General features: G+C 61.8%; 23 protein-coding genes and 1 riboswitch. Of the genes, 13 read left to right on the top strand and 10 right to left on the bottom strand.

What is annotated here, in order from left to right; translation table 11 throughout:
- Nucleotides 1-41: 41 nt before the first annotated feature.
- Nucleotides 42-407 carry a response regulator gene (locus ISP19_RS19465; RefSeq protein WP_204684073.1) on the bottom strand — a complete coding sequence of 122 codons (366 nt, stop codon included), beginning with the start codon at nucleotides 405-407 and terminating at the stop codon, nucleotides 42-44.
- 646 nt (nucleotides 408-1,053) lie between these two features.
- Nucleotides 1,054-1,242, bottom strand: a complete 189-nt coding sequence (locus ISP19_RS19460) for a hypothetical protein (protein ID WP_204684072.1) — start codon at nucleotides 1,240-1,242, stop codon at nucleotides 1,054-1,056.
- A gap of 43 nt (nucleotides 1,243-1,285) precedes the next feature.
- Between ISP19_RS19460 and ISP19_RS19455 the strand changes: the two genes are divergently transcribed.
- A complete protein-coding gene (locus ISP19_RS19455; RefSeq protein WP_204684071.1) occupies nucleotides 1,286-1,702 on the top strand; it encodes a response regulator in 417 nt (138 codons plus the stop codon).
- A gap of 278 nt (nucleotides 1,703-1,980) precedes the next feature.
- Nucleotides 1,981-2,181, top strand: a complete 201-nt coding sequence (locus ISP19_RS19450; RefSeq protein WP_204684070.1) for a hypothetical protein — start codon at nucleotides 1,981-1,983, stop codon at nucleotides 2,179-2,181.
- A gap of 20 nt (nucleotides 2,182-2,201) precedes the next feature.
- On the opposite strand, the gene ISP19_RS19445 is transcribed toward ISP19_RS19450, so the two are convergent.
- Complete coding sequence (locus ISP19_RS19445) at nucleotides 2,202-3,683, bottom strand: ABC transporter permease/substrate-binding protein (protein ID WP_204684069.1); 1,482 nt, start codon at nucleotides 3,681-3,683, stop codon at nucleotides 2,202-2,204.
- Nucleotides 3,680-4,450, bottom strand: a complete 771-nt coding sequence (locus tag ISP19_RS19440; protein WP_204684068.1) for an ATP-binding cassette domain-containing protein — start codon at nucleotides 4,448-4,450, stop codon at nucleotides 3,680-3,682. The genes ISP19_RS19445 and ISP19_RS19440 overlap by 4 nt, the downstream gene beginning before the upstream one ends.
- 151 nt (nucleotides 4,451-4,601) lie before the next feature.
- On the opposite strand from ISP19_RS19440, the gene yccS reads away from it, so the two are divergent.
- From yccS to ISP19_RS19385, 11 genes are all read left to right on the top strand, one after another.
- A complete protein-coding gene (yccS, locus tag ISP19_RS19435; protein ID WP_204684067.1) occupies nucleotides 4,602-6,764 on the top strand; it encodes a YccS family putative transporter in 2,163 nt (720 codons plus the stop codon).
- A gap of 87 nt (nucleotides 6,765-6,851) precedes the next feature.
- A riboswitch (molybdenum cofactor riboswitch) is annotated at nucleotides 6,852-6,992 on the top strand.
- Nucleotides 6,985-7,968, top strand: coding sequence for a GTP 3',8-cyclase MoaA (gene moaA, locus ISP19_RS19430; RefSeq protein WP_204684066.1), 984 nt, complete (start codon nucleotides 6,985-6,987; stop codon nucleotides 7,966-7,968). It overlaps the preceding riboswitch by 8 nt.
- Before the next feature lie 27 nt (nucleotides 7,969-7,995).
- Nucleotides 7,996-8,964, top strand: a complete 969-nt coding sequence (moaCB, locus tag ISP19_RS19425; RefSeq protein WP_204684392.1) for a bifunctional molybdenum cofactor biosynthesis protein MoaC/MoaB — start codon at nucleotides 7,996-7,998, stop codon at nucleotides 8,962-8,964.
- Complete coding sequence (locus tag ISP19_RS19420; protein WP_204684065.1) at nucleotides 8,961-10,208, top strand: molybdopterin molybdotransferase MoeA; 1,248 nt, start codon at nucleotides 8,961-8,963, stop codon at nucleotides 10,206-10,208. Before moaCB ends, ISP19_RS19420 begins: the two co-directional genes overlap by 4 nt.
- Entirely contained in the window at nucleotides 10,205-10,465 is a 261-nt protein-coding gene (locus ISP19_RS19415; RefSeq protein WP_204684064.1) for a MoaD/ThiS family protein, read from the top strand. Before ISP19_RS19420 ends, ISP19_RS19415 begins: the two co-directional genes overlap by 4 nt.
- A 4-nt stretch (nucleotides 10,466-10,469) precedes the next feature.
- On the top strand, nucleotides 10,470-10,979 hold the full coding sequence (locus ISP19_RS19410) for a molybdenum cofactor biosynthesis protein MoaE (protein WP_204684063.1): 510 nt from the start codon (nucleotides 10,470-10,472) through the stop codon (nucleotides 10,977-10,979).
- Nucleotides 10,963-11,532 carry a molybdenum cofactor guanylyltransferase gene (gene mobA / locus ISP19_RS19405; protein ID WP_204684062.1) on the top strand — a complete coding sequence of 190 codons (570 nt, stop codon included), beginning with the start codon at nucleotides 10,963-10,965 and terminating at the stop codon, nucleotides 11,530-11,532. Before ISP19_RS19410 ends, mobA begins: the two co-directional genes overlap by 17 nt.
- Nucleotides 11,529-11,885, top strand: a complete 357-nt coding sequence (locus tag ISP19_RS19400; protein WP_204684061.1) for a hypothetical protein — start codon at nucleotides 11,529-11,531, stop codon at nucleotides 11,883-11,885. The genes mobA and ISP19_RS19400 overlap by 4 nt, the downstream gene beginning before the upstream one ends.
- Nucleotides 11,882-12,835, top strand: coding sequence for an extracellular solute-binding protein (locus tag ISP19_RS19395; RefSeq protein WP_204684060.1), 954 nt, complete (start codon nucleotides 11,882-11,884; stop codon nucleotides 12,833-12,835). The genes ISP19_RS19400 and ISP19_RS19395 overlap by 4 nt, the downstream gene beginning before the upstream one ends.
- Nucleotides 12,832-13,605, top strand: coding sequence for an ABC transporter permease subunit (locus ISP19_RS19390; RefSeq protein ID WP_204684059.1), 774 nt, complete (start codon nucleotides 12,832-12,834; stop codon nucleotides 13,603-13,605). Before ISP19_RS19395 ends, ISP19_RS19390 begins: the two co-directional genes overlap by 4 nt.
- On the top strand, nucleotides 13,605-14,591 hold the full coding sequence (locus ISP19_RS19385) for an ABC transporter ATP-binding protein (RefSeq protein WP_204684058.1): 987 nt from the start codon (nucleotides 13,605-13,607) through the stop codon (nucleotides 14,589-14,591). Before ISP19_RS19390 ends, ISP19_RS19385 begins: the two co-directional genes overlap by 1 nt.
- Nucleotides 14,592-14,597: 6 nt before the next feature.
- On the opposite strand, the gene ISP19_RS19380 is transcribed toward ISP19_RS19385, so the two are convergent.
- From ISP19_RS19380 to ISP19_RS19355, 6 genes are read right to left on the bottom strand one after another with little or no spacing between them, the layout of a single operon-like run.
- On the bottom strand, nucleotides 14,598-14,831 hold the full coding sequence (locus ISP19_RS19380; protein WP_204684057.1) for a formate dehydrogenase subunit delta: 234 nt from the start codon (nucleotides 14,829-14,831) through the stop codon (nucleotides 14,598-14,600).
- Nucleotides 14,828-15,679, bottom strand: coding sequence for a formate dehydrogenase accessory sulfurtransferase FdhD (fdhD, locus tag ISP19_RS19375; RefSeq protein WP_204684056.1), 852 nt, complete (start codon nucleotides 15,677-15,679; stop codon nucleotides 14,828-14,830). Before fdhD ends, ISP19_RS19380 begins: the two co-directional genes overlap by 4 nt.
- On the bottom strand, nucleotides 15,660-18,539 hold the full coding sequence (gene fdhF / locus ISP19_RS19370) for a formate dehydrogenase subunit alpha (RefSeq protein WP_204684055.1): 2,880 nt from the start codon (nucleotides 18,537-18,539) through the stop codon (nucleotides 15,660-15,662). Before fdhF ends, fdhD begins: the two co-directional genes overlap by 20 nt.
- A gap of 55 nt (nucleotides 18,540-18,594) precedes the next feature.
- Entirely contained in the window at nucleotides 18,595-20,160 is a 1,566-nt protein-coding gene (locus tag ISP19_RS19365) for a formate dehydrogenase beta subunit (protein ID WP_204684054.1), read from the bottom strand.
- Entirely contained in the window at nucleotides 20,157-20,657 is a 501-nt protein-coding gene (locus tag ISP19_RS19360) for a formate dehydrogenase subunit gamma (protein WP_239556951.1), read from the bottom strand. Before ISP19_RS19360 ends, ISP19_RS19365 begins: the two co-directional genes overlap by 4 nt.
- Before the next feature lie 14 nt (nucleotides 20,658-20,671).
- Nucleotides 20,672-22,315 (bottom strand): OFA family MFS transporter, encoded by a 1,644-nt coding sequence (locus tag ISP19_RS19355; RefSeq protein ID WP_204684052.1) that lies wholly within the window; start codon nucleotides 22,313-22,315, stop codon nucleotides 20,672-20,674.
- Nucleotides 22,316-22,494 lie beyond the last annotated feature (179 nt).

The raw sequence follows: 22,494 nt of genomic DNA, 5'->3' as shown, positions 1-22,494 counted from the left end.
ACTTTTGCAGCCTGTTCTGGAACGTACCAGTGGCTTCTTGGCTATGAAACGACCGGCTGCACGTTACCGGTAATCGCGGCAAGCAAGGCCCTGCGATCAAACGGCTTGGGCAGGTACGTCATCCAGGAAAGCATGCCGTGCTCCGGCGGATCGGCATCGCCGGACATCACGATCAACGGACATTTCAGCCCGTCTTCGCGCATGGCCATCCCCAACTCGATACCGTTCATGCCTTCGTTGAGATTCAGATCGGTAACGATCACGCCGATATCCGTTCGGACCGAGGCAACTTCCTTGGCCTGACCGGAATTGGCTGCAGCTACCACTTCGTAACCGGCGTCCTGAAGCATGTACGCCGTGGAAACAAGGACATCGCGATTGTCCTCGACGAGCAGAACAGTCTTCATGCCATCCTCACTCGAAACGTGCCGATCCCGGCACTGCGACGAACGGTATTCGGGAATGACCCAACAGATAATGAATATTCACCCGGACAGTGGCCGATAAATCCGAAGGCGCCGAATGACGTGAAGATGAGGTCAAAACAAGTTTCAGCAGCTGTGAATACAGCTACTGCAAGCTTGCCGTCGGCAGGGCCGCCGACGGCAAACCGGCCCAAGGTATTAATGGCCCGACGAGGTCGACGGAGAGGCCGGCATCTGGGCCGTTCCGCTGGCGGCGGGCGGCATCATGGCGCTGTGAGCGCCTGCGGGAGCATTGGCGGTGGCAGATGGTGCTGGCGCGGCTGGAGCAGGCGTTCCTTCCCCGCCGGCGGCGGGAGCCGCGCCATTGTTGCTGCTGCTCGGATTCTGGCATCCGCCGATGGCCAAACCGATACAAGCGACTGCAAAGCCCAATACCATGCGATTCATGAGGTTTCTCCTGAAGTGACGACATGATTTTTGCGTCGTGCCGAGTGAACTGTAACCGCTATCCGACACATACGCTCGAATCGGCTTCCTGCCACGCATGCTCGACGATTACAGCCTCACCTTGACTCACTTGTATGCAAGACTTCGTGTACTAAGTGTAAACATCCTCTTGTAACGCCGGCTATACATGCGCTTCGGCACTGCTTTTGCTTAGCCTGTCGTTATAAAGCAAATAATCACGCCATTCGGTGCGAAAAGCATACTTTTTCCTGGCACCAACTTTAGGCGAAAACGCTGTTGGATGCTGAATAGCAGCATGCCGCCGGAAGGCCCGGTTCATGCCGCTGTCATACACCAGATCAAAAATCATCTCACGGGGAAACCAGGATGCCGCGCCATAATGGAAAGCGGTTATGCATGTTTTGGTGGTCGATAACGATTTGGACACCTGCGACCTCGCTTCGCACACGCTGAGCAAAGCGGGCTATAAAGTCTTCCAGGCCCGAGGTGTTGCGGAGGCATTACGCCTGTCGCACCAGTATCCGGACATCGGTGTCGTGGTGACGGATATGCGCCTGGATCATCAAATCACCGGCATGGAAATGGCCGGAAAAATGCGGCAAAGCCGGCGCCATCGTCATTACATCCTTGCCTCTGGTGATTGGGATGCACTGGGACCGCAGTATCCGCACGACATGAGCGTCCTTCGCAAACCTTACGGAAAAGCAGAGCTGTTGCGCGCGGTGCGTTACGGCGTTGCGTGTCTTCGGACAAGCGATGCTTCACCCATGCTCAGAAAGTCGCGAAAAACGCAGCTTCTTCTTGCCTAGACAGCCAAAAACATGAATCAAAACCATATTGCGGCACATGCAGTCATGTACCGCAATATGAATATCCGCGCGGCTCGGCAGCGTTGTACGCATAACGCTCACAACTCCTTGCCTTGTTCTTGACGAACGTCGTTGCATGGTGACGGCGTGGATCACGCAGGGAGACATCCCGCATTGGCTGCGCGAATACCTTCACTGCGTCGGCACACAAACACTCAATAACGAGACATAGGTAAACGCATCCGCCATGCGTTGCTTATGTTTGCCGGGAGATTTTCATGACACCACTGGACAAACCACTCAAGCGCCAAATCGATATTCAAGGACAAGCTTTTACCGTGACGATGGATGCCACCGGTATCAAGATCACCAGGAAAGCCCATCGCAATGGCATCGAAGTTCGCTGGGCCGACCTCATAAAGAACGATCCGGGCATGACCGATCCGCATGAATCCGCGTCTCTCGTTCACCACGCCTGAGCACGCCTCCAAGGAAACGCTTACTGCCGCGCCTCGATGCGCATGCCGCGCGGCGTAAGCCAACGCTCCACACCCTCGAACAACCCCTGCACCAGCAGTGCCATCAAGGCCGCGGGAATGGCGCCTTCAAGAATCAGGCCCGTGTCATCAAGCCGAATGCCGGTAACAATCGGCTGGCCATAACCGCCGGCGCCGATCAGCGCGCCAAGCGTAGCGGTCCCAACATTGATCACCGCGGCGGTTTTCACGCCGGCCAGGATGGAGCGTATCGCCATCGGCAATTCCACCCGACGAAGGCGTACGCCGCGCGGCAAACCCAATGCAGCGGCAGATTCGCGCAGATCGGGCGCAATACCCATCAGGCCTGCATACGTGTTACGCACAATCGGTAACAAGCTATAAAGAAACAGCGCGGCGATCGCTGGCCAGGTGCCGATGCCGAAGAACGGGATCATGAACACGAACATGGCCAGCGACGGAATGGTCTGCAAAACGCCACTGCCCGCCATGATCACATGACCCAGCCGTCGTGAACGTGCCGAAAAAACACCTAACGGCACGGCGAGCAACACCGCAGCGGTGAGCGATATCAACACCAGCCGCAAATGTTCCAGCGTGCGCTGCAGCAGCCGTGACCACAGCCCGGTACCATCGCTATCGGGTTGCACACCCAGGAAACCCGCCGCCACCACGGTTTCCTTCTCTCCCTGAAGTTTCACCAGGGCATTCATTTGCCGCATGGCGTCTTCGTGAATGCGGCCGGATAGATGCTTCAGAACGTCGACAAAGGCTGGATTAGTCTGCTCCAGTTGCAGGCGATACAAAAAGACTGCGTCGTAATGCGGGAAATAATGCTTGTCGTCGTCAAGCGTGCGCAGATGGTAGTAAGGAATTTCCGCATCCGTACTGTATAGGTCGATCGCATCCGCGGCATTGCTGGACAGCGCCCGATACGACAACGCATGATCGAGGCCGCGCACTTGCTTCTGTGGCAATCCATAACGTTGCCGCAAACCCGGCCAACCGTCGGCGCGATCCATGAATTCATTGGAGAAACCGAAGCGCAGCTCCGGATGCGCGACCAGATCGGAAATGCTTCGAATACCCAGTTGCGCTGCCTGATCGTCGCGCATGCCGATGGCGTAGGTATCGTTGAAACCGAGGGAGTCGGTGATGCCAATACCCAACGGCCTGAGCGCCGCACGCAACGTGGGAATGTCCGCATCCGGCGCAACGTTCTTGAGCAGCTCATGCGTCAGGGTGCCGGTGTATTCGGGATAGGCATCGATATCCCCATGCAACAAAGCGCTCCAGAGAATGCTGGTGCCGCCCAGTTCACGCCGATGCCGTACATCGATGCCAGCCTCTCTGGCTGACAAACGCGCCACTTCACCCAGAATCACCGATTCGGTGAACTGCTTGGAGCCGATGCGTACCGGCGTCGCGCCTAGCGCCGGCATCACCACCACCAGCGCCAGCATGGTCATCACCCAGCGCTTCATGCGGTTCGCTCCCGCAAGGTGCGCTGCGCCTCGACGAACTGCGTGACAAACGGATCAACCGGATGCTGGCGCAGATCTTCCAGCCGGCCATCCTGCACCACCTTGCCCTGGCGCATCAGCACGATGCGATCGGCAAACCAGGCGGCTTCGGCGACGTCATGCGTCACCACGATGACCGTTTTGCCCAGCTGATCGAAGATGTGCTTGAGCTCATCCTGCAATTCGTGGCGGACAATCGGATCGAGCGCACCTAACGGCTCATCCAGCAACAAGGCACCCGGATTGAGCATCAAGCCACGCATCAAGGCCACGCGCTGGCGCTGTCCGCCGGACAACTCAGCCGGATAGCGTTCGAGCGCGCTTTGCGGCAGATGTGCCAGTGTTGCCAATTCTTCAGCACGCGCGCGAATACGATCCCTGCTCCAACCCAGGTGATAGGGCAGCAAACCCAGATTGCCCAACGCCGTGAGATGCGGAAACAGGCCGCCTTCCTGGATGACATAGCCAACGCGGCGACGCAGTTCCAGCACGTGCGCAGGTTCCAGCACACGCCCATCCACTTTTACCCAGCCCTGCTCCGGCCATTCCAGGCCGATCAGCATTCGCAGCAGGGTGGATTTGCCGGAACCACTGCTGCCGATCAAAGCGGTCGCACTACCGGCCGGAAAACCCAGGCTCACCTGGTCGAGCGCCACCACGCCGCCATAGCGCTTGCAGACGCCATGCAGTTCGAACGCTTCAGGTGAGGCGTTACTGGTCGTGGACATGCAGGGATGCGTGGCAAAGGTGGGGGATTGAAATCTAGCTCATACCCTCCATCGGTGTCCCTCTCCCGGCTCATGCCGCGGCGCTGCCCGGCGAAGAGGGAGATGCAGGATACGCAAGACATGATGCACCGCAACATCGTATGCTTGCGTCATGCTTTCCCATGCCCCCATTGCCCACCACTGGCGCCGCCTGCGCGGCTCGGACCGGCTGGCGGAATGTCTGCGCGTGCTCATCGCACTCGGCGGCGTCATCGCCTACTGCCTGCTCAGCAAGCACGCCGAGGTGATGGTTTCAGCCATGCTGGGGGTGATCGCCTGCGCCCTGGCCGAAACGGAGGATCATTGGCGCAGCCGGCTCAGTACCCTGCTCATCACCCTGTTCTGCTTCGCCGGCGTGGCCTTTGCGGTGGAATGGCTGCTGCCTTATCCGCTGGCATTTGCTTTCGCGTTGCCGCTGATGACCTTTGCGCTGGTCATGCTGGGCGCGATCAGTGCGCGCTACGCCACCGTGGCAGGCGGCACACTGATCCTGGCGGTCTACACCATGATTGGCGCGGATCAGCCCACGCCGCCCGCCAACATGCTGAGCGAGCCGATCCAGCTGCTTGGCGGCGCAGCCTGGTACGGCGCGCTGTCCCTGCTGTGGGCCACGCTGTCGCCACAACTGGCCGTACGGCACGCCCTGGCCCGGGTATTCGATGCCCTGGCCGACTACCTGGAAAGCAAGGCAGAACTGTTTACGCCCGTGCATGGCGTGGACCGGGACGCTTTGCTGCTGACCCTGGCGATGCAGAACGAACAAGTGGTGGAAGCGCTCAATGACACCCGCATCGTACTGATCGACCGGATCGGCATGCGGCGTCCCCGTGGCGCGACAGCTGCACGCCTGCAGCTCTATTTCAAGGCACAGGATATCCATGAGCGCATCAGCTCATCGCACTATCCTTACGCCGCTTTGGCCGAAGCGTTCTATCACAGCGACGTGCTGTTCCGCTGTGAGCACCTCCTGCGGCTACAGGCTCGCCATTGCCGCTTGCATGCCGATGCGCTGCGCTTGCGCACCGCGCTCACCACGCAGACCGATATGCGGGCAGCACAATCGGACTTGCGCGCGGCCATCGACGCACTGCGCAAGGACACACCCGCACCACCGGCCTTGCTCCTGCGTTCGCTCGACGCATTGCTGCGCAATATCTCGGCGATCCAGACGCTGCTGGAAAATGAAACACCGCCAATGAGCAGCACCGAAGATGAGGAAAGCACGCTGCAAAACCCCGGTCCGCAGACCCTGCGCGAAGCCTGGGAACGCATCAGCATCCAGCTGACGCCGCGCTCCTCGCGTTTCCGGCATGCGATTCGCCTGGCCATCGCTCTGATGATCGGCTACGCCGTCCTGCATCTGATCCACCTGCGCCATGGCTACTGGATCCTGCTCACCACGCTGCTGGTCTGCCAGCCCAGCTACGGGGCGACCTTGATGCGCATGCTGCAGCGCGTGCTGGGCACGCTGATCGGCGTGGTCATCGGCTGGGCTACCTTGCGCATGCTGCCGGCCGCGCCGTGGCAACTGCTGCTGATCATGCTGTCGGGCGTGCTGTTTTTCGCGGCGCGCCTGCGGCGGTATACCACCGCCACCGCGGCCATCACCTTGTTCGTAGTGCTGTGCTTCAACCTGGCTGGCCACGGCTATGACGTGATGTGGCCAAGGCTGCTGGATACGCTGATCGGCGCCGGGATTGCCGCGCTGTCGATCTATCTCATCCTGCCTGACTGGCAAGGCCGTCAGCTGGATCGTGTGCTATCGGACACCTTGCGCAACGATGCGCGCTACCTGCAGCAGATCATTACGCAATACATCCACGGCAAGCGCGATGACCTGACCTATCGGATCGCCCGGCGCGAGGCCCATAACGCCGATGCCGCCCTCAGCGGCATGCTCGCCAACATGCTGCGTGAACCCGGTCGCCAGCGCCGCGGCAACGAAGACCTGCTCAGGTTCCTGACCATCGCGCATACGATGCTGGGCCACATTTCGGCACTTGGCGCACACCGCGAGGTGATCGGATCCGCGCAGTCGCGCGACACCGTCACCCTCGCCGGCAACCTGGCCGTAACCAAGCTTGAGCATCTGGCCGATGCATTGGCGACAAACACACCCGCCGGGATCGCCGACAGCGAAGTGGAACAAAGCATGACGCCGCATGCAGATGGCGTAAACGACGAAACCGCACGCCTGGTGCTGAGCCAGCTGGCCTTGATCCTGGCCCATCGGGATCGGCTGGTCAGCGTGGTGCGTGATATCCGGGCCGGTTGATCGCGGCATCGGCCACCGCCCGCCACAGAAGGAACTGCATTTATCTCCCGGACGTACCCCCGGGACCCGCGGATAGCTACACTTACAGCGAACCCACAACTCCGAGGCGTCCGGCCTGCGGTTCCTGCCTAGGGAATACGGCTTGGCGTCCGTGATCAAAGGATCACCAGGGTGAGCGCGGAAACGCATTCGCCTCCCGGCTTGGAAAGGAGCACAGACCATGTCCCCGCTGGCTGATCGCTACGGCCGCCGGTTTCCGTATTTACGACTGTCGGTGATTCCTGCGTGCAACTTCCGTTGCACGTATTGCCTGCCCCATGGTTATCACCCCGATCCCAAGGCTGCGCAGCCATTGTCGTTGCCGGAGATCACTCGCCTGCTGCGCGGTTTCACCGTGCTTGGCATGCACAAGCTGCGCATTACCGGTGGCGAACCCAGCGTCCGCCATGATCTTGCGGACATCCTGCGTACCGCCGCCGCCGTGCCTGGCATCACCAGGCTGGCCATGACCACCAACGGCACCCTGCTGACCCGCAAACTGCATGAGTGGATGGATGTCGGGCTGAACGCCATCAACGTCAGCGTGGACAGCCTCGACCGCGCCGTGTTCGCGCGCATCACCGGCCACGACCGCCTGGAAGACATCCTGCATGGCGTGGACATGGCGCTTGCCGCAGGCCTGCCGTCGGTCAAGCTCAATGCCGTGCTGCTGCGCGACGTCAACGACAAGCAGCTGCCGTCCTGGCTCGATTACCTGCGCGAGCGCCGCCTCGGCGTGCGCTTTATCGAATTGATGCAGACCGGCGACAACCTGCCGTACTTCCGCGACCACCACGTTCGCGCTGAAACACTTGAAACCCAGTTGCTGGAATCCGGCTGGCAGGTGTTGCCACGCGCTGCTGACGCCGGTCCCGCCCGCGAGTACCGTCACCCGGATTACGCCGGCCGCATCGGTATCATCGCGCCGTATTCGAAAGACTTCTGCGCCGGCTGCAATCGACTGCGCGTCACCGCGACCGGCGACCTGCGCCTATGCCTGTTCGGCGAATTCGGCATACCACTGCGCCCACTGCTGCAGGCCGACGAACAGCTTGACGACCTGGTGCATGCCATCGGCGGTCAGATCGGCCGCAAGGAACAAGGACATTTCCTGCACGAAGGCCGCACCGGCATCACCCCTCATCTCGCATCCACCGGAGGCTAACCCTTGCAGGATCGCACCCACTTCCAGATGGCCGACGTGCGCCACAAACGCATCACTGCACGCCGCGCCGTGGCGGTGGGCGAATTGAGCGCAGGGGCCATGGCTTTCGCGCAGATCGTCGAACGCCGCTTACCGAAGGGCGATGCGCTGACGATGGCCGAAATCGCCGGCTTGCAAGGCGCCAAGAACGCCTCGCAACTGATGCCGCTATGCCATCCGCTGCCACTGGAATACATCAACGTACGTTGCGAACCGGTCCCTGAGCGTCACGCCATCCGCGTCTATTGCGAGGTCGCCACCTTCGCGCGCACCGGAGTCGAGATGGAAGCCTTGGCTGGCACGAGTGCTGCGCTGCTGACCTTGTACGACCTCACCAAGCCGGTCGAACCGGCGCTGTCCTTCGGCGGGGTGCGTTTGCTGTTCAAGGAAGGCGGCAAGAAAGGTTTGTGGCTGCATCCCGATGGCATGAGTGATGACGAACACGCGCACTACAAGCCACGCGCCATCGCCCGGTTGGAGTCGATCCGCGCCGCGGTGCTGACGCTCAGCGATCGCGCCAGCCGTGGCGAGTATGCCGATATGGCCGGCCCGTTGCTGGTCGATCGTCTGCGTGAACTTGGCGCCGATATCGATCACGCCGACGTGCTGGCGGATGATCCGCAACCGCTGGCGGCGCGCCTGCGGGCGCTCGCATCCAGTGGTGTACGCCTGGTGCTTTGCACCGGCGGCACCGGCCTGGGACCGCGCGACCGTACGCCGGAAGCGCTGACGTTGGTGGCGGATCGCCACGTCGAAGGCATCGGCGAGCTGTTTCGCAGTGAGAGCAGCCAGCACACGCAGATGGCCTGGCTCAGCCGCGCCGAAGCCGTGCTGATCGGCGAGACGCTGATCATCGCCCTGCCCGGCAGCGCCAAGGCGGCGGCGCAGGGCATGGATATTCTCGCGCCGATTCTCGCCCACGCGCTGAGCATGGCCGCAGGTGGAGGACACGCATGAGCGGCGACACACTCGCCTACGAAGACGCCTTGCGCATCGTGCTGGGCGCCAGCACGCGTCTGCCGAATGAAGCCTGCTCAAGCACCCGGTGTCTCGGCCGTGTGCTGGCGACCTCCGTTACCAGCAGCATGAATTTGCCGCCGTTCGACAATTCGGCGATGGACGGTTTTGCGCTGCATGGCGACACCACCGTCTCCGCCGGCACCGAACTGGAGATCGAAGGCGAACACGCCGCGGGTGACGGCATCGCCCGCACACGTGGTGGCGCGTGGGAGGTCATGACCGGCGCGCGCATGCCGGATGGCCTGGATCGCGTGATTCCAGTCGAGCAAACCGAGCGCCTCGCAGCATCGCGTATTCGCCTGCTCGCCCATGTCGAGTCAGGGCAAAACGTGCGTCATGCCGGATCGGATGTGCATCACGGCGAAACCGTGCTGAGCGCAGGAACAGTGCTGGCGCCCCAGCATCTGATGCTGCTCGCGGCGCTGGGTATCGCCGAAGTGCACGTCGCCGAACGCCCACGCGTGGCAGTGCTGTGCACCGGCCGCGAGCTGGTCGACGATCCGGCCCAGCCACTCGCGGCAGGACAGATCCGCAACTCCAACGGTCCGTTCCTCGCCGCGCGCCTGCCACTGGCCGGCGCAGATGTCGTGCATGTGGAAACCGTCGGCGACGACGCCGTTGCGTTTGAGTCGGCCCTGCGTCGCGCACGCGAAGCCGGCGCGCAAGTCATTATTTCCAGCGGCGCCGTATCGATGGGCCGTTACGACTTCGTGCCACAGGCGCTGGAACGCATTGGCGCCGAAACGCTGTTCCACAAGGTTGCCATTCGCCCGGGCAAACCATTGCTGTTTGCGCGCCTGCCCGGCGACGCCTTGCTGTTCGGCCTGCCCGGCAATCCGATTGCGGTAGCGGTCGGCCTGCGCTTTTTTGTAGAGCCCGCCTTGCGCGTCATGCTTGGCTTGCCGAACGAAACACCGCGGCGAGTCCCGTTGTTCAACGCGTACAGCAAAAAGCCGCGCCTGCGCTTCCATCTGAAAAGCAGGCTGCGCATCGATGCCCAGGGCCGTCTGGCGGTAGAGGTGCTGGATGGCCAGGAGTCCTACCGCATCCGCCCCTTGTCGGACGCCAATGCCTGGAGCATCGTGCCCGCCGATGTCGATGCCCTGTCCGCCGGCGCCTATGTCGACGTCTACGGCCCCGGCCATCTTGAATTCCCCTTGCCTTGCGAGAGCGCTGCATGATGCTGCGGATCACCTTGTTCGGGGCCTTGCGCGATGCCGATGCACGCGGCTTCATCGAACTCGATGTGCCCGATCACAGCACCATCGCCCAGGTGCGCGAAGCGGTGCAGCGCTATGTGCGCGAACACGCACTAACCATCAGCCCCAACCTGATCCAGCGTTCGGCCTTCGCCAGCGACGAGGAAGTTCTTCACAATCATCGTCAAATCCCGGAGAACGGTATGCTTGCGATCTTGCCGCCGGTAAGCGGAGGCTGAGCCGATGACCGACATCCATACCGCCGTTGTCGATATCGCCCACGCGCCGTTGGACGTTGCAGGCGCGCTCGATTTCGTCTCCGATCCACGCTTTGGCGGCGTCGCCACGTTTATCGGCCGCGTGCGGCAACACAATCTTGGACGCGTCGTGACTGGCGTCAGCTACGACCTGTTTGAACCGCTGGCACTACGCACCTTCCAGGCCATTGGCGAACGCGCGCGCCAGGAAGTCGGCGGCCCTATGAAGTTGTACATCGCGCATGCCAAGGGCCACTTGCGTATTGGCGATCTCGCCGTCGTGATCGCTGCCGCCACGCCACATCGCGACGAAGCCTTTCGCACCTGCCGGCTGGCCATCGAAGCCGTCAAGCACGAAGCGCCGATCTGGAAGCAGGAGCACTATGTCGATGGCGACAGCGCCTGGAGTGAAGGTTGTTCCCTGTGCGAAGAACACCGGGATGCCGAGCTGGCTGCAGCGAAACAGGGCGGAAACAAGCATGGACACGGCCACTGACCCCATGCCGCGCATCGGCGTGGTATTGGCCGGCGGGCTTTCCTCGCGCATGGGGCGCGACAAGGCCATGCTGCCCTGGCAGGGGCGTCCCTTGATCGAACACCAGATCGCCACGCTACATGCCGTCGGCCTGGATACCGTGCACGTCAGCGGGGAGCGTCCCGATTACCACGGCATTGCCGATTCCATCGCGCACGCGGGGCCGCTTGGTGGCATCGCCGGTATTGCTGCGGCCTGCGCGGATGCAGAATTATTGATCGTTCCGGTCGACATGCCGCGTCTGCAACCCGCCTTGCTGCAACGCCTGCTCACCACGACAACACCTGTGGGCAGTACGCATTTCGCGGGGCATGTATTGCCGATGCGCTTGCGGCTGGATGCACATTGCCGCGCTGCATTGATCGAGCTGATGGCCGCCGATAACGAGCGTGCTCGCTCCTTGCGCGCCTTGCAGGAACGCGTCGGCGCCAGCGCGCTCCCCCTACAAGCCAACGAAGAAACACAACTGGTCGACTGCAATACCGAACAAACCTGGCACGAGGTATGCGAATGAGAGTGCAACTGGAAGGTCAGACCCTGCGGCTACGTGTCGACGAAGCGGAGCTGACGCAACTGTTGGCCGGCGGCGTCGCCGAGAACCGCACGCGGCTGCCGGACGGGCGCCAGGAAATACAGCACGTTCACCTCGCCCGCCAGCTCGGCTGGCAGCGTGAAGACGCCCATTGGCGCATCGGCCTGCCAGACGCCGAAGTACGCACACTCAGCGCGCGCTTGCCGTCGCGCGAAGGCTTGCACTTTGATCTGTCCACGCCAGAGGGCGGCAAACTGGACATCCTGTTCGACGTCGATGTGCGCGATAGCGCGCGCAAGCGCTTACATAAATCTGGCGAAGGAAAAGCTTCGTGAAACTGCTGCGTTTCTTGCCAAGGCGGTCCCTCGCCCTGCTCTGCTTCCCCAAGGGGAAAGGGAGCTGGCGGTTACTCGTCCTGAGCCTGGTTTGTACGGCCTTGCTGGCGCAAGACACGCCAGTGCTGCGCGTCGCCTATGCGGGCTCAATGGGCGTCGTGATGGATAGCGCCGCGGGCCCCACTTTCGCCAGTGCTCACCATGCCAGCTACCAGGGCATCGGTCAGGGATCGTACGCCTTGGCACATTTGCTGGCGGGACATCAATTGCAGGCGGATGTCTTCGTCACCATCACGCCCGGCCCCATGCAGGTGCTGAAGCAAGCCAACATGGTGGCCAATGCGGTTCCCGTCGCCAGCACGCAGATGGTGATCAGCTACAGCCCGAAGAGCCGCTTCGCCGGTGATTTTGCCGCCGCGGCGCAAGGCAGAAAAACCTGGTATGACGTGCTGAGCGAACCGGGGCTGCGCCTGGGACGCACCGATCCTGCCGTAGATCCGCAGGGCGCCAACGTGCTACTTGCTCTGCAGCTCGCCGCGGACTACTACCATCGCCCGGATTTGCTCAAGCGGATCACCGGTTCACCGCAGAATCCCGCGCAAATCTTCACGGAGCCATCGCTGATGTCACGGCTGGAAGCCGGCCAGATCGACGCCGCCGTCAGCTACCTCAGTGCAGCACAATCGCATGATCTGCCCACCATCAGCCTGCCCGATGAAATCAACCTGGGCGATCCAGCCATGCAATCATCGTGGTACGACCGCGCATCGATCACGCTGGACAACGGCAAGACGCTGAAAGTGCAACCGCTGGTGTTCTATGCCGCCGTCCTCGGCAACGCACGGCAACCGCAACTGGCCCGTGATTTCGTGGCCTTTCTGCAAAGTCCGCAAGGCCAGGCCATGTTTCGCGAGCATGGCTACAGTCCGCCGCGCGGAAACGGTCTGTGAGAGAAGCCACGCATCGCGCACGCCTGCCGGTTGCCGTCAGCGCACTGACGCTGATCCTGCTGGCAGCGCCATTCATCGGCCTGGTCATGGTCACGCACTGGCGGGACTTCGGCTTCGCTGACGGCGATGGCAGCGCCGTGCTGGTTTCACTGCTCTACAGCCTTGTCGCACTCATCCTGATCATCGCCCTGGGCACGCCGCTGGCCTGGTGGCTGGCGCGACATCCGATGCGCGGCAAATGGCTGATCGATGCCTTGCTGTTACTGGCCTTGCTTACACCGCCGCTGGCACTGGGTTTGTTGCTGGCGTCGATGTATGGCCCCTATGCACCTGCGGGCAGCCTGCTGGAACGCGCCGGACTGGTACTGACCAATTCCGTCCCCGCTTTTGTAATGGCGCAGTTCTATAGCGCCTTGCCCTACTACGTCATGGCGGCACGCGCCGCTTTCGAGAGCGTACCGCGCGAGCTGGAGCAGATCGCACTCACCTTGGGCCATTCTCCGTGGCGCAGCTTTCTGCACGTAAGCCTGCCGCTGGCGCGGCTCGGGCTCGCTGCAGCCATTGCGTTGGCATGGGTACGTGCGCTGGGCGAATTTGGCGCGGTGCTGATCGTTGCTTATTACCCGCAAGGCATTCCGGTCAAACTGTGGGTGAATCTGCAGAACATCGGTTTGAGCGCAGTGTATCCATTGCTCTGGGTATTTTTCCTGGTAGCGATGCCGCTACCGCTGATGCTGGGCCTGGCGGTACGTCGGCGGCACCTGCTTTGATGCGCATCGACTACACCCTCCAGCATCCAATTGCCTTGCATGCCGCCTTCGATGTCGAGGGTTTCACTGTCTTGCTAGGCGCGAGTGGCGAAGGGAAGTCGCTGTTGCTGCGGGCCATCGCCGGACTGGTTCCCGCACAAGGCGAGCCCTTCGGCGGCCTGCCCGCGCAACATCGCGCAGTGGGTTATCTGCCGCAGGGCTACGCCCTGTTTCCACACCTCAATGCCTGGCAGAACGTGGCGTTTGCCTTGCACGGCGCGCAACGCCGCCAACAGGCCATGCAATGGCTTGAACGCGTTCATATGGCCGAATGGGCCGAGCGTTATCCGGTGACACTCTCCGGCGGCCAGCAACAGCGCGTTGCCTTGGCGCGCGCCATGGCGCGCCGGCCGCAACTGTTGTTGCTGGATGAACCGACTTCAGCGCTCGATCCGGTCACGCGCGAGGATGTGATGGCCGAACTGATCGCCGAAGTCCATGCATTCGGCATTCCTGCACTGGCGGTGAGCCACGATCCGCATCTGGCTGCAGTAGCCGATCGCCTGGTGTTGATGCACCGACGCAGCATTATCCAGATCGGTACTCCGGAAGCGGTGTATACCCAACCGGTCAGCGGCGCCGCGGCGCGCTTGCTTGGTTATCGCAACGTGCATCGCGGGCACATCGACGGCACGGCCAGTGCGCCACGCTTGGTGTGGCCCGAGGGTGGCGTGTCACTGCCGATCAAAGGTCAGGCGGTTGTGGGCATGCAAGTGGAATGGATGATTGATCCCTCGGCGATTCGCGTCACAGACATCCGTGATGCATCGTCTGACGCCATACCGGCAACCGTCGAGGTACGCCATGTTAATGGCCGTGTCACGCAATGGGGCATGCGCTGCGGACAGGCCAGGCTATGGGTCGCGATGCATGGCAACCAGCCACTGCCGGAAACACTTGCATTGCATCTACCGCCGGAAGCGATTCGCTACTGGACAGGCGCGTAGATTGGGCTAGCTCATCGCTTTTGGGTCGATCTGCGCAAGCCGTTCAATCGCCACCTTGGTCAACGGCTCCAGCCCCTCGCCACCCGCATGAAGATGCGCCACGATCTGCCGGCGCATGCCAGGCTCCCAAAACCTTTTCAGGTGATCGGCAACGCTTGCCGCACCCGCCGCCTTATCCGGCTCGGCAGCGAAGTAATGGCTGATATCGTTGGCCATGGCGATCAGCCGCTCGATGTTCATGCCTTCACTCCTGCCGCATGCACCAAGCGTTGCGGATGCGTGTAAACCACATAACTGCCCGGGCGGGCGAAACCAACCAAGGTGAGGCGGGTGCTTTCGGCCAGATGAATCGCCAAGGCAGTGGGCGCGGAGATGGCAGCCATCAAGGTGATGCCCGCGCTGGCCGCCTTGGTCACCATTTCGTAGCTGGCGCGGCTGGTGACGACCAGGAATCCTTGCTGCGGGTCGAGCCTGGCCTTGACCATCGCGCCGATCAGCTTGTCCAACGCGTTATGCCGGCCAACGTCTTCGCGAACCATCGCGATACGGCCATCCACATGCACCCACGCCGCGGCGTGGACGGAACCCGTGGCGCCATTCACCGGCTGCGCGGCGCGCAAGGAATCCAGCGCACGCTCCAGCGCCGCTGGTGTGACCCGCGGCCCCTCACCCACCGGCGCGGGATGACGCACGGCGTCTTCCAGCATGCGCGCGCCGCACAGGCCGCAACCACTGCGCCCCGGCAACAGGCGCTCGCCATGGCTGCCCAAACGATGCTCCACCGCATCGGTGGCGACCTGCATGACCAGCTCCACCCCTTCAAGACGCGGACGCACTTCGATGGAGGTCAATTCCGATTGCGTCGCCACCAGTCCCTCGCTCAAGGAAAAACCAAGCGCAAAATCCTCCAGGTCCAGCGGCGTCACCATCATCACGGCGAACGGCACATCGTTGTAGATCATTGCCACCGGCACTTCTTCGGTGATCGCGTCGTTCAACTGCTCGTGTTCGCCATGCCGATAACGGTCAACGCGACGCGTCACGTAGCCCTGACCGATGGCCGGGCTTTCAGGGTGTTTCGGCTGCATCCAGCAATGCCTGTTGTTCGTTGGAAAAAGCCTGGTAACGCTTCTGCCATTCCGACGGCTGGCTGACACGCGTGACCTGCACGGCAGTCACTTTGTACTCGGGGCAGTTGGTTGCCCAGTCCGAATTTTCAGTGGTAATGACATTGGCGCCGGAGCCGGGGAAATGGAAGGTGGTGTAGACCACGCCAGGCTGCATGCGCTCGGAAACCCTCGCTCGCAGCACGGTCTGACCAGCGCGGCTTTCGATACCGACCCAGTCGTCTTCCTTGATACCGCGCTCTTCCGCATCGTGCGGATGGATTTCCAGACGATCCTCGTCGTGCCACATCACATTGGCGGTGCGGCGCGTCTGCGCACCGACGTTGTACTGGCTGAGGATGCGGCCGGTGGTCAGGATCAGCGGATGCTCGGCGTTGACCTTTTCCGAGGTCGGTACGTATTCGGTCAGCATGAAACGCCCCTTGCCACGCACGAACTCGCCCACATGCATGACCGGCGTGCCTTCCGGATGCTGCTCGTTGCAAGGCCACTGGACCGATCCGAGCTGATCGATCTTGTCGAAACTGATACCGTGGAAGGTCGGCGTGAGCCGCGCAATCTCATCCATGATCTGCGATGGATGCGTGTAGTTCATCGGATAGCCCATGGCATTGGCCAGCAACTGGGTCACTTCCCAATCCGCATAACGGCCCTTCGGCTCCATCACCTTGCGCACGCGTGAAACGCGGCGTTCGGCATTGACGAAAGTGCCATCCTTCTCCAGGAACGAGCTGCCCGGCAGGAAGACATGCGCGAACTTGGCCGTCTCGTTAAGGAACAGGTCCTGCACCACCACGCACTCCAACGCCTGCAAGGCTGCCGTGACGTGCTGGGTATTCGGATCGGATTGCGCGATGTCTTCGCCTTCGATGTAAAGCCCCTTGAAGCTGCCATCCAGCGCGGCCTCGAACATATTGGGAATGCGCAAGCCGGGCTCATCATGCAAGCGTACACCCCAGGCGTCTTCAAACGAACCACGTACCGATGCATCGCCGACGTGCCGGTAACCGGTAAACTCATGGGGGAAAGAGCCCATGTCGCAGGAACCTTGCACATTGTTCTGCCCGCGTAGCGGGTTCACGCCCACGCCTTCGCGGCCGATATTGCCGGTCGCCATGGCGAGATTGGCAATCGCCATGACCGCGGTGGAACCCTGCGAATGTTCGGTAACGCCCAATCCGTAATAGATCGCCGCATTGCCACCCGTGGCGTACAGGCGTGCCGCGCCACGCACCAGTTCGGCCGGTACGCCGGTTTCGGCTTCCATGGCTTCGGGGCTGTATTTTTCCTGCGCCACCAAAGCACGCCATTTCTCGAAGGCTGCTGGTTCGCAGCGTGCGGCAACAAACGCCTCGTCGACCAGACCTTCCGCGACGATCACATGAGCCAACGTATCGAGTACCGCGACATTGGTTCCCGGCCTGAGCTTGAGGTGGTAGTCCGCTTTGATATGCGGCGTGCGCACCAGATCGATGCGTCGCGGATCGATCACGATCAGCTTTGCCCCTGCACGCAGGCGCTGCTTCATCTGCGAACCGAACACCGGATGCGCATCCGTCGGATTCGCGCCGATCACCAGCACCACATCGGCATGCTCGATTGAATCGAAATCCTGCGTACCGGCCGATTCGCCCAGCGTCGACTTCAGCCCATAACCGGTCGGCGAGTGGCAAACCCGCGCGCAGGTGTCCACGTTGTTATTGCCGAACCCGGCGCGCACCAGCTTCTGCACCAGATAGGTTTCTTCATTGGTACAGCGTGAGGAGGTGATGCCGCCAATCGAGAACTTGCCGTACGCGGCCTGCAGCCGTTTGAATTCGCTGGCCACATGCGCAATCGCTTCTTCCCAGCTCACGATGCGCCAGGGATCGCTGATCTTCTGCCGGATCATCGGCACATTAATGCGATCCGGATGGGTGGCATAACCGATCGCGAAACGACCTTTCACGCAGGAATGGCCGTGATTGGCATGGCCGTCCTTGTTCGGCACCATGCGCACGATTTCCTCGCCCTTCATCTCGGCACGGAAGCTGCAGCCGACGCCGCAGTAGGCACAGGTGGTCACCACGCTGTGTTCGGCCTGGCCGCGGTCGATCAGCGATTTTTCCGATAACGTTGCGGTCGGGCAGGCTTGTACGCAGGCGCCACAGGACACGCATTCGGAATCGAGGAAGCGGTTGTCCTGGCTGGCCGACACTTTCGACTCAAAGCCACGCCCCTGAATAGTCAGCGCAAAAGTGCCCTGCACTTCGTCGCAGGCACGCACGCAACGCGAGCAGACGATGCACTTGGACGGATCGAAGGTGAAGTATGGGTTCGACTCATCCTTGGCCACGAAATGCGGATTGGCTTCGCCCTGCTTGTCCTTGGCGAAAACGTGATTGGCGCCCTCATAGCCATAGCGCACTTCACGCAAGCCGACCACGCCCGCCATATCCTGCAACTCGCAATGGCCGTTGGCGGGACAGGTGAGGCAATCCAGCGGATGGTCGGAGATATAAAGCTCCATCACCCCGCGCCGGATCTCGGCCAGCTTCTGGGTCTGCGTGCTGACCTTCATGCCGGCGGCTACCGGTGTGGTGCATGAAGCCGGATAGCCTTTGCGCCCATCGATCTCGACCAGGCACAGGCGGCAGGAGCCGAAGGCCTCGAGCATGTCGGTGGCGCACAGTTTGGGAATATTGATGCCGGCCTGCGCGGCGGCGCGCATCACTGACGTACCTTCCGGTACCTGGATGCTGCGGCCGTCGATCTCCAGCGTCACCACTGTGTCGGATTTCACCGCGGGTGTGCCGCGATCGATGTCGACAATGGATAGCATATGGACCTACCTCCTCAAACCGACACGGTGAAGGCTCCTTCACCCTACCCTCTCCCTAATGGGGCAGAGGGTCGAAAGCCGGCGCTCGCTCAAAATCTTCATGGAAATGATCGATCGCGCTCAGCACCGGGAACGGCGCCATGCCACCCAGCGCGCACAGCGAACCGGCCAGCATGGTCTGGCACAGATCACGCAGCAGCACCTCGTTGCGCTCACGCTCGGCCGCATCGCCGGCCAGAATGCGATCAATCACTTCCACACCACGCGTCGAACCGATGCGACAGGGCGTACACTTGCCGCACGATTCGATGGCGCAAAACTCCATCGCAAAACGCGCCTGTGCAGCCATGTCGACGGTATCGTCGAACACCACCACGCCACCGTGACCGACCATGCCGCCGATGGCAGCGAACGCCTCGTAGTCGATCGGCGTGTCGAGTCGAGACACCGGAATGTAAGCACCCAACGGACCGCCCACCTGCACCGCACGTACCGGACGACCGCTGGCCGTGCCGCCACCGTAGTCTTCGATCAGCTCGTGCAGGCTCAGGCCGAACGCGCGCTCCACCAATCCTGGCCGCTTGACGTTGCCCGCCAGTTGCAGCGGCAGGGTGCCGCGTGAACGGCCACTGCCGTAGTCGCGATAGAACGCCGCGCCACGCTCGAGGATGATCGGCACACTCGCCAGCGTGATCACGTTGTTGATCACTGTCGGCTTGCCGAACAAGCCCTCGATAGCCGGTAGCGGCGGTTTGAATCGCACCTGCCCGCGCTTGCCTTCCAGACTTTCCAGCAGCGATGTCTCCTCGCCGCAGATGTACGCACCGGCGGCCATGCGCACTTCCAGCTGGAAGCGCTTGCCGCTGCCGCAGATATTGGCACCGAGATAACCGCCGGCCTGGGCCGCTTCGATGGCGGCTTCGAGCGCACGCTGTGCATGCGGGTATTCGATGCGCAGATAGATATAGCCCTGCGTGGCGCCGACCGCGAGTCCGGCGATGGTCATGCCCTCGATCAGCACGAAGGGATCGCCTTCCATCACCATGCGATCGGCGAACGTGCCGGAATCGCCTTCGTCGGCATTGCACACGATGTACTTCTGGTCCGCGCGAGCATCCAGACAGGTTTTCCATTTGATGCCGGCAGGAAACGCCGCACCACCCCGGCCGCGCAGTCCGGCATCGGTGACCGCCTGCACGATCGCTATAGATTCCATCTGCAACGCCGCTTCCAACCCGCGATAGCCACCGTGCGCGCGGTAATCGTCCAGGCTTCGTGGATCCACTACACCGACACGCGCAAAGGTAAGACGCTGCTGACTCTTCAACCACGGAATGTCTTCGGTGGGACCCAACGCCAGTACATCCGCGCCGCCATGCAGAAAGTCGGCATCGAACAAGGCGGAAACATCACCCGCATGCACCGGACCGTAAGCCACGCGCCCGTTGGCCGTCTGCACTTCCACCATCGGCTCCAGCCAATACAACCCGCGTGAACCGTTACGCACGATGTGTACATCCAGCTTGCGTACCGCGGCTTCCGCTTCGATGGCTTGGGCCACGGCTTCGGCACCCAGCGAGAGCGCGCTGGCATCACGGGGTACATAGACGGTGATGCTCATGTCGTCTCCGACTCCAGCCACGCGTCGAAACTTGCGGGCGTGACGCGTCCCATCAATGCATCGTCCACCATCATGGCCGGCGAACAGGCGCAATTGCCCAGACAGTAAACCGGTTCGAGCGTGTATTCGCCATCTGCGGTTGTTTCGTGAAAAGCCACGCCCAGGCGATGCTTCACATGCTGCTCAAGCTTGGTTGCGCCCATTGCCTGGCAGGATTCAGCGCGGCACAGATAAATCACCCGCTTGCCGACCGGGCGTGTACGGAAGAAGTGATAGAACGACACCACGCCATGCACATCCGCACGCGACAGATTCATCTCGCGCGCAATCAGTGGCACCGCATCCTCGGGCACATAACCCACCGCCGCCTGGATACCGTGCAAGACCGGCAGCAGCGCACCCGGCTGATCTTTCAGCCGGGTGGTGACTGCCAGCACGGCATCACGCAGCGCGTCGTCGATCGGCGGCAATGTGGCGACGTTCCTGGCGGGTTTCATGGCTGACATCAACCTCAAAACAGCACGGCGGCCTTGCTGAGCGCAATCCACACACCGATCAGGAAGGGAATGCCCACCAGCGCCCAGACGACAATGCCCACCACGCCGAAACCGCCGCGCGCGGCCTGGCCGGCATTGGCTGCAAGGTGAGAGGCTTCATGCTGAAGTGAGCGTTCGCGCTCAAGCTCCTCATCGGTCATATGGTGCTCTTCCTTGACCGGCTTGACCAGCAAGTTGGCGATCAGGCCGATCAGCAGCAAACCGGCCAGGATGTACAGCGTGCGGTCATAAACCAGGTTCTTCGCCACACCGGCATCGAGCTGCGCCTGGCGCACGGCGGCGATCAGGAACGGCCCGGCAATACCCGCCACCGACCATGCCGTCAGCAACCGCCCATGAATCGCACCGACCATTTGTGTACCGAAAACGTCGGCCAGGTAAGCAGGCACCGTGGCGAAGCCGCCGCCGTACATGGAGATGATGATGCACACCGCAATCACAAACATGCCGGCCAATCCCATATGCCCAAGCGTCGGCAGGCTGCAATACAACAGGATGCCGAGCACGAAGAACACGATGTAGGTGTTCTTGCGGCCGAGGAAGTCCGAACTGGATGCCCAGAAAATGCGCCCCAGGCTGTTGAACAGGCTGATCAATCCCACCAGTCCGGCTGCCGACGCGGCAATCGCCGCTTTCTGTGCGGCAGTGAGCGCCGTCGCGGACGCCAGCCCGAGCAGCTTCCCGCCAAACACTTCCTGAAACATCGGGCTGGCCATCGAAATCACGCCGATACCCGCCGTCACGTTCATGCACAGCACAATCCAGATCATCCAGAACTGCGGCGTTTTCCAGGCGCGATTCAGATGGACATGGTTGCGGGTAATCAGGCTGCTGGCGGTCGACGGCGCGGTCCAGCCGGTTGGCGTCCAGCCTTTCGGCGGGACCCGGAAGCCGAAAGCGCCGGCCGACATGGCAATGAAGTACAGAACGCCCATCACCATCAGCGTGCTGGCCACGCCGAGTATCTCGCCTTGAGCGAAGCGCGCCATCAGCGCCACCGCAATCGGTGCGCCGATCATCGCCCCGCCACCGTAGCCCATGATCGCAAAGCCGGTCGCCAGGCCACGACGGTCCGGAAACCACTTGATCAAGGTCGATACCGGCGTGATATAGCCCAATCCCTGTCCTACGCCGCCGAGCACGCCACACCCCAGAAAGGTCAGCCACAACTGATGCATCGACACACCGATACCGCCGATGATCAGCCCCCCACCCCAGCACAAAGCCGCTATAAAGCCGGCTTTACGCGGACCGGCATGCTCCAGCCAGCCGCCCCAGATGGCGGCCGAAATGCCAAGCATGGCGATGAAGGTTTCGAAAATGTGCGTGACCGCCGGCACGGTCCAGTTGCACGAGGTAGCGAAAAGCTGCGCGAAAAAGCCGATGCTTTCGCAACTGGACGCACCGGGTACCAGTTTGCTCATCGGTAGCCAGAACACCGAAAAACCATAGGCCATGCCGATACACAAATGGATGGCCAAAGCCGCAGGCGGGACCAGCCAGCGATTGAAGCGCGGCCCAGCAATGATGCGTTCCCTTGCCAACAATCCCGGCGATCTTCCCCCGGACGCCGTTACAGCTTCAGGCACGACAGTCATGCTCGTCTCCCCTTATCTAAACGCGGGACAACAAACTGATCATGTTGGTGATGCACACGACTCTAGCCTAAAAACGGCAGAGCCGGTGATTTCAATCATCATCTCTTACCGCTTCGCAGCATGAGACCGCTGACATGCCGCATGAGGTGATGCTAACTGCGCCTGCGCATGCGTTTTTT

Origin of the sequence: Dyella flava (genome assembly GCF_016904955.1) — a bacterium.
GTDB lineage: Bacteria > Pseudomonadota > Gammaproteobacteria > Xanthomonadales > Rhodanobacteraceae > Dyella_B > Dyella_B flava.
The sequence above is the reverse complement of the archived record's forward strand: the minus strand, read 5'-3'. Positions and strand labels throughout refer to the sequence as shown.

Coding starts and splice junctions, on each gene's coding strand:
- ISP19_RS19465 (WP_204684073.1), bottom strand. CDS start 407: ATGAAGACTGTTCTGCTCGTCGAGGACAATCGCGATGTCCTTGTTTCC.
- ISP19_RS19460 (WP_204684072.1), bottom strand. CDS start 1,242: ATGATTTTTGATCTGGTGTATGACAGCGGCATGAACCGGGCCTTCCGG.
- ISP19_RS19455 (WP_204684071.1), top strand. CDS start 1,286: ATGCATGTTTTGGTGGTCGATAACGATTTGGACACCTGCGACCTCGCT.
- ISP19_RS19450 (WP_204684070.1), top strand. CDS start 1,981: ATGACACCACTGGACAAACCACTCAAGCGCCAAATCGATATTCAAGGA.
- ISP19_RS19445 (WP_204684069.1), bottom strand. CDS start 3,683: ATGAAGCGCTGGGTGATGACCATGCTGGCGCTGGTGGTGGTGATGCCG.
- ISP19_RS19440 (WP_204684068.1), bottom strand. CDS start 4,450: ATGTCCACGACCAGTAACGCCTCACCTGAAGCGTTCGAACTGCATGGC.
- yccS (WP_204684067.1), top strand. CDS start 4,602: ATGCTTTCCCATGCCCCCATTGCCCACCACTGGCGCCGCCTGCGCGGC.
- moaA (WP_204684066.1), top strand. CDS start 6,985: ATGTCCCCGCTGGCTGATCGCTACGGCCGCCGGTTTCCGTATTTACGA.
- moaCB (WP_204684392.1), top strand. CDS start 7,996: ATGGCCGACGTGCGCCACAAACGCATCACTGCACGCCGCGCCGTGGCG.
- ISP19_RS19420 (WP_204684065.1), top strand. CDS start 8,961: ATGAGCGGCGACACACTCGCCTACGAAGACGCCTTGCGCATCGTGCTG.
- ISP19_RS19415 (WP_204684064.1), top strand. CDS start 10,205: ATGATGCTGCGGATCACCTTGTTCGGGGCCTTGCGCGATGCCGATGCA.
- ISP19_RS19410 (WP_204684063.1), top strand. CDS start 10,470: ATGACCGACATCCATACCGCCGTTGTCGATATCGCCCACGCGCCGTTG.
- mobA (WP_204684062.1), top strand. CDS start 10,963: ATGGACACGGCCACTGACCCCATGCCGCGCATCGGCGTGGTATTGGCC.
- ISP19_RS19400 (WP_204684061.1), top strand. CDS start 11,529: ATGAGAGTGCAACTGGAAGGTCAGACCCTGCGGCTACGTGTCGACGAA.
- ISP19_RS19385 (WP_204684058.1), top strand. CDS start 13,605: ATGCGCATCGACTACACCCTCCAGCATCCAATTGCCTTGCATGCCGCC.
- ISP19_RS19380 (WP_204684057.1), bottom strand. CDS start 14,831: ATGAACATCGAGCGGCTGATCGCCATGGCCAACGATATCAGCCATTAC.
- fdhD (WP_204684056.1), bottom strand. CDS start 15,679: ATGCAGCCGAAACACCCTGAAAGCCCGGCCATCGGTCAGGGCTACGTG.
- fdhF (WP_204684055.1), bottom strand. CDS start 18,539: ATGCTATCCATTGTCGACATCGATCGCGGCACACCCGCGGTGAAATCC.
- ISP19_RS19365 (WP_204684054.1), bottom strand. CDS start 20,160: ATGAGCATCACCGTCTATGTACCCCGTGATGCCAGCGCGCTCTCGCTG.
- ISP19_RS19360 (WP_239556951.1), bottom strand. CDS start 20,657: ATGAAACCCGCCAGGAACGTCGCCACATTGCCGCCGATCGACGACGCG.
- ISP19_RS19355 (WP_204684052.1), bottom strand. CDS start 22,315: ATGACTGTCGTGCCTGAAGCTGTAACGGCGTCCGGGGGAAGATCGCCG.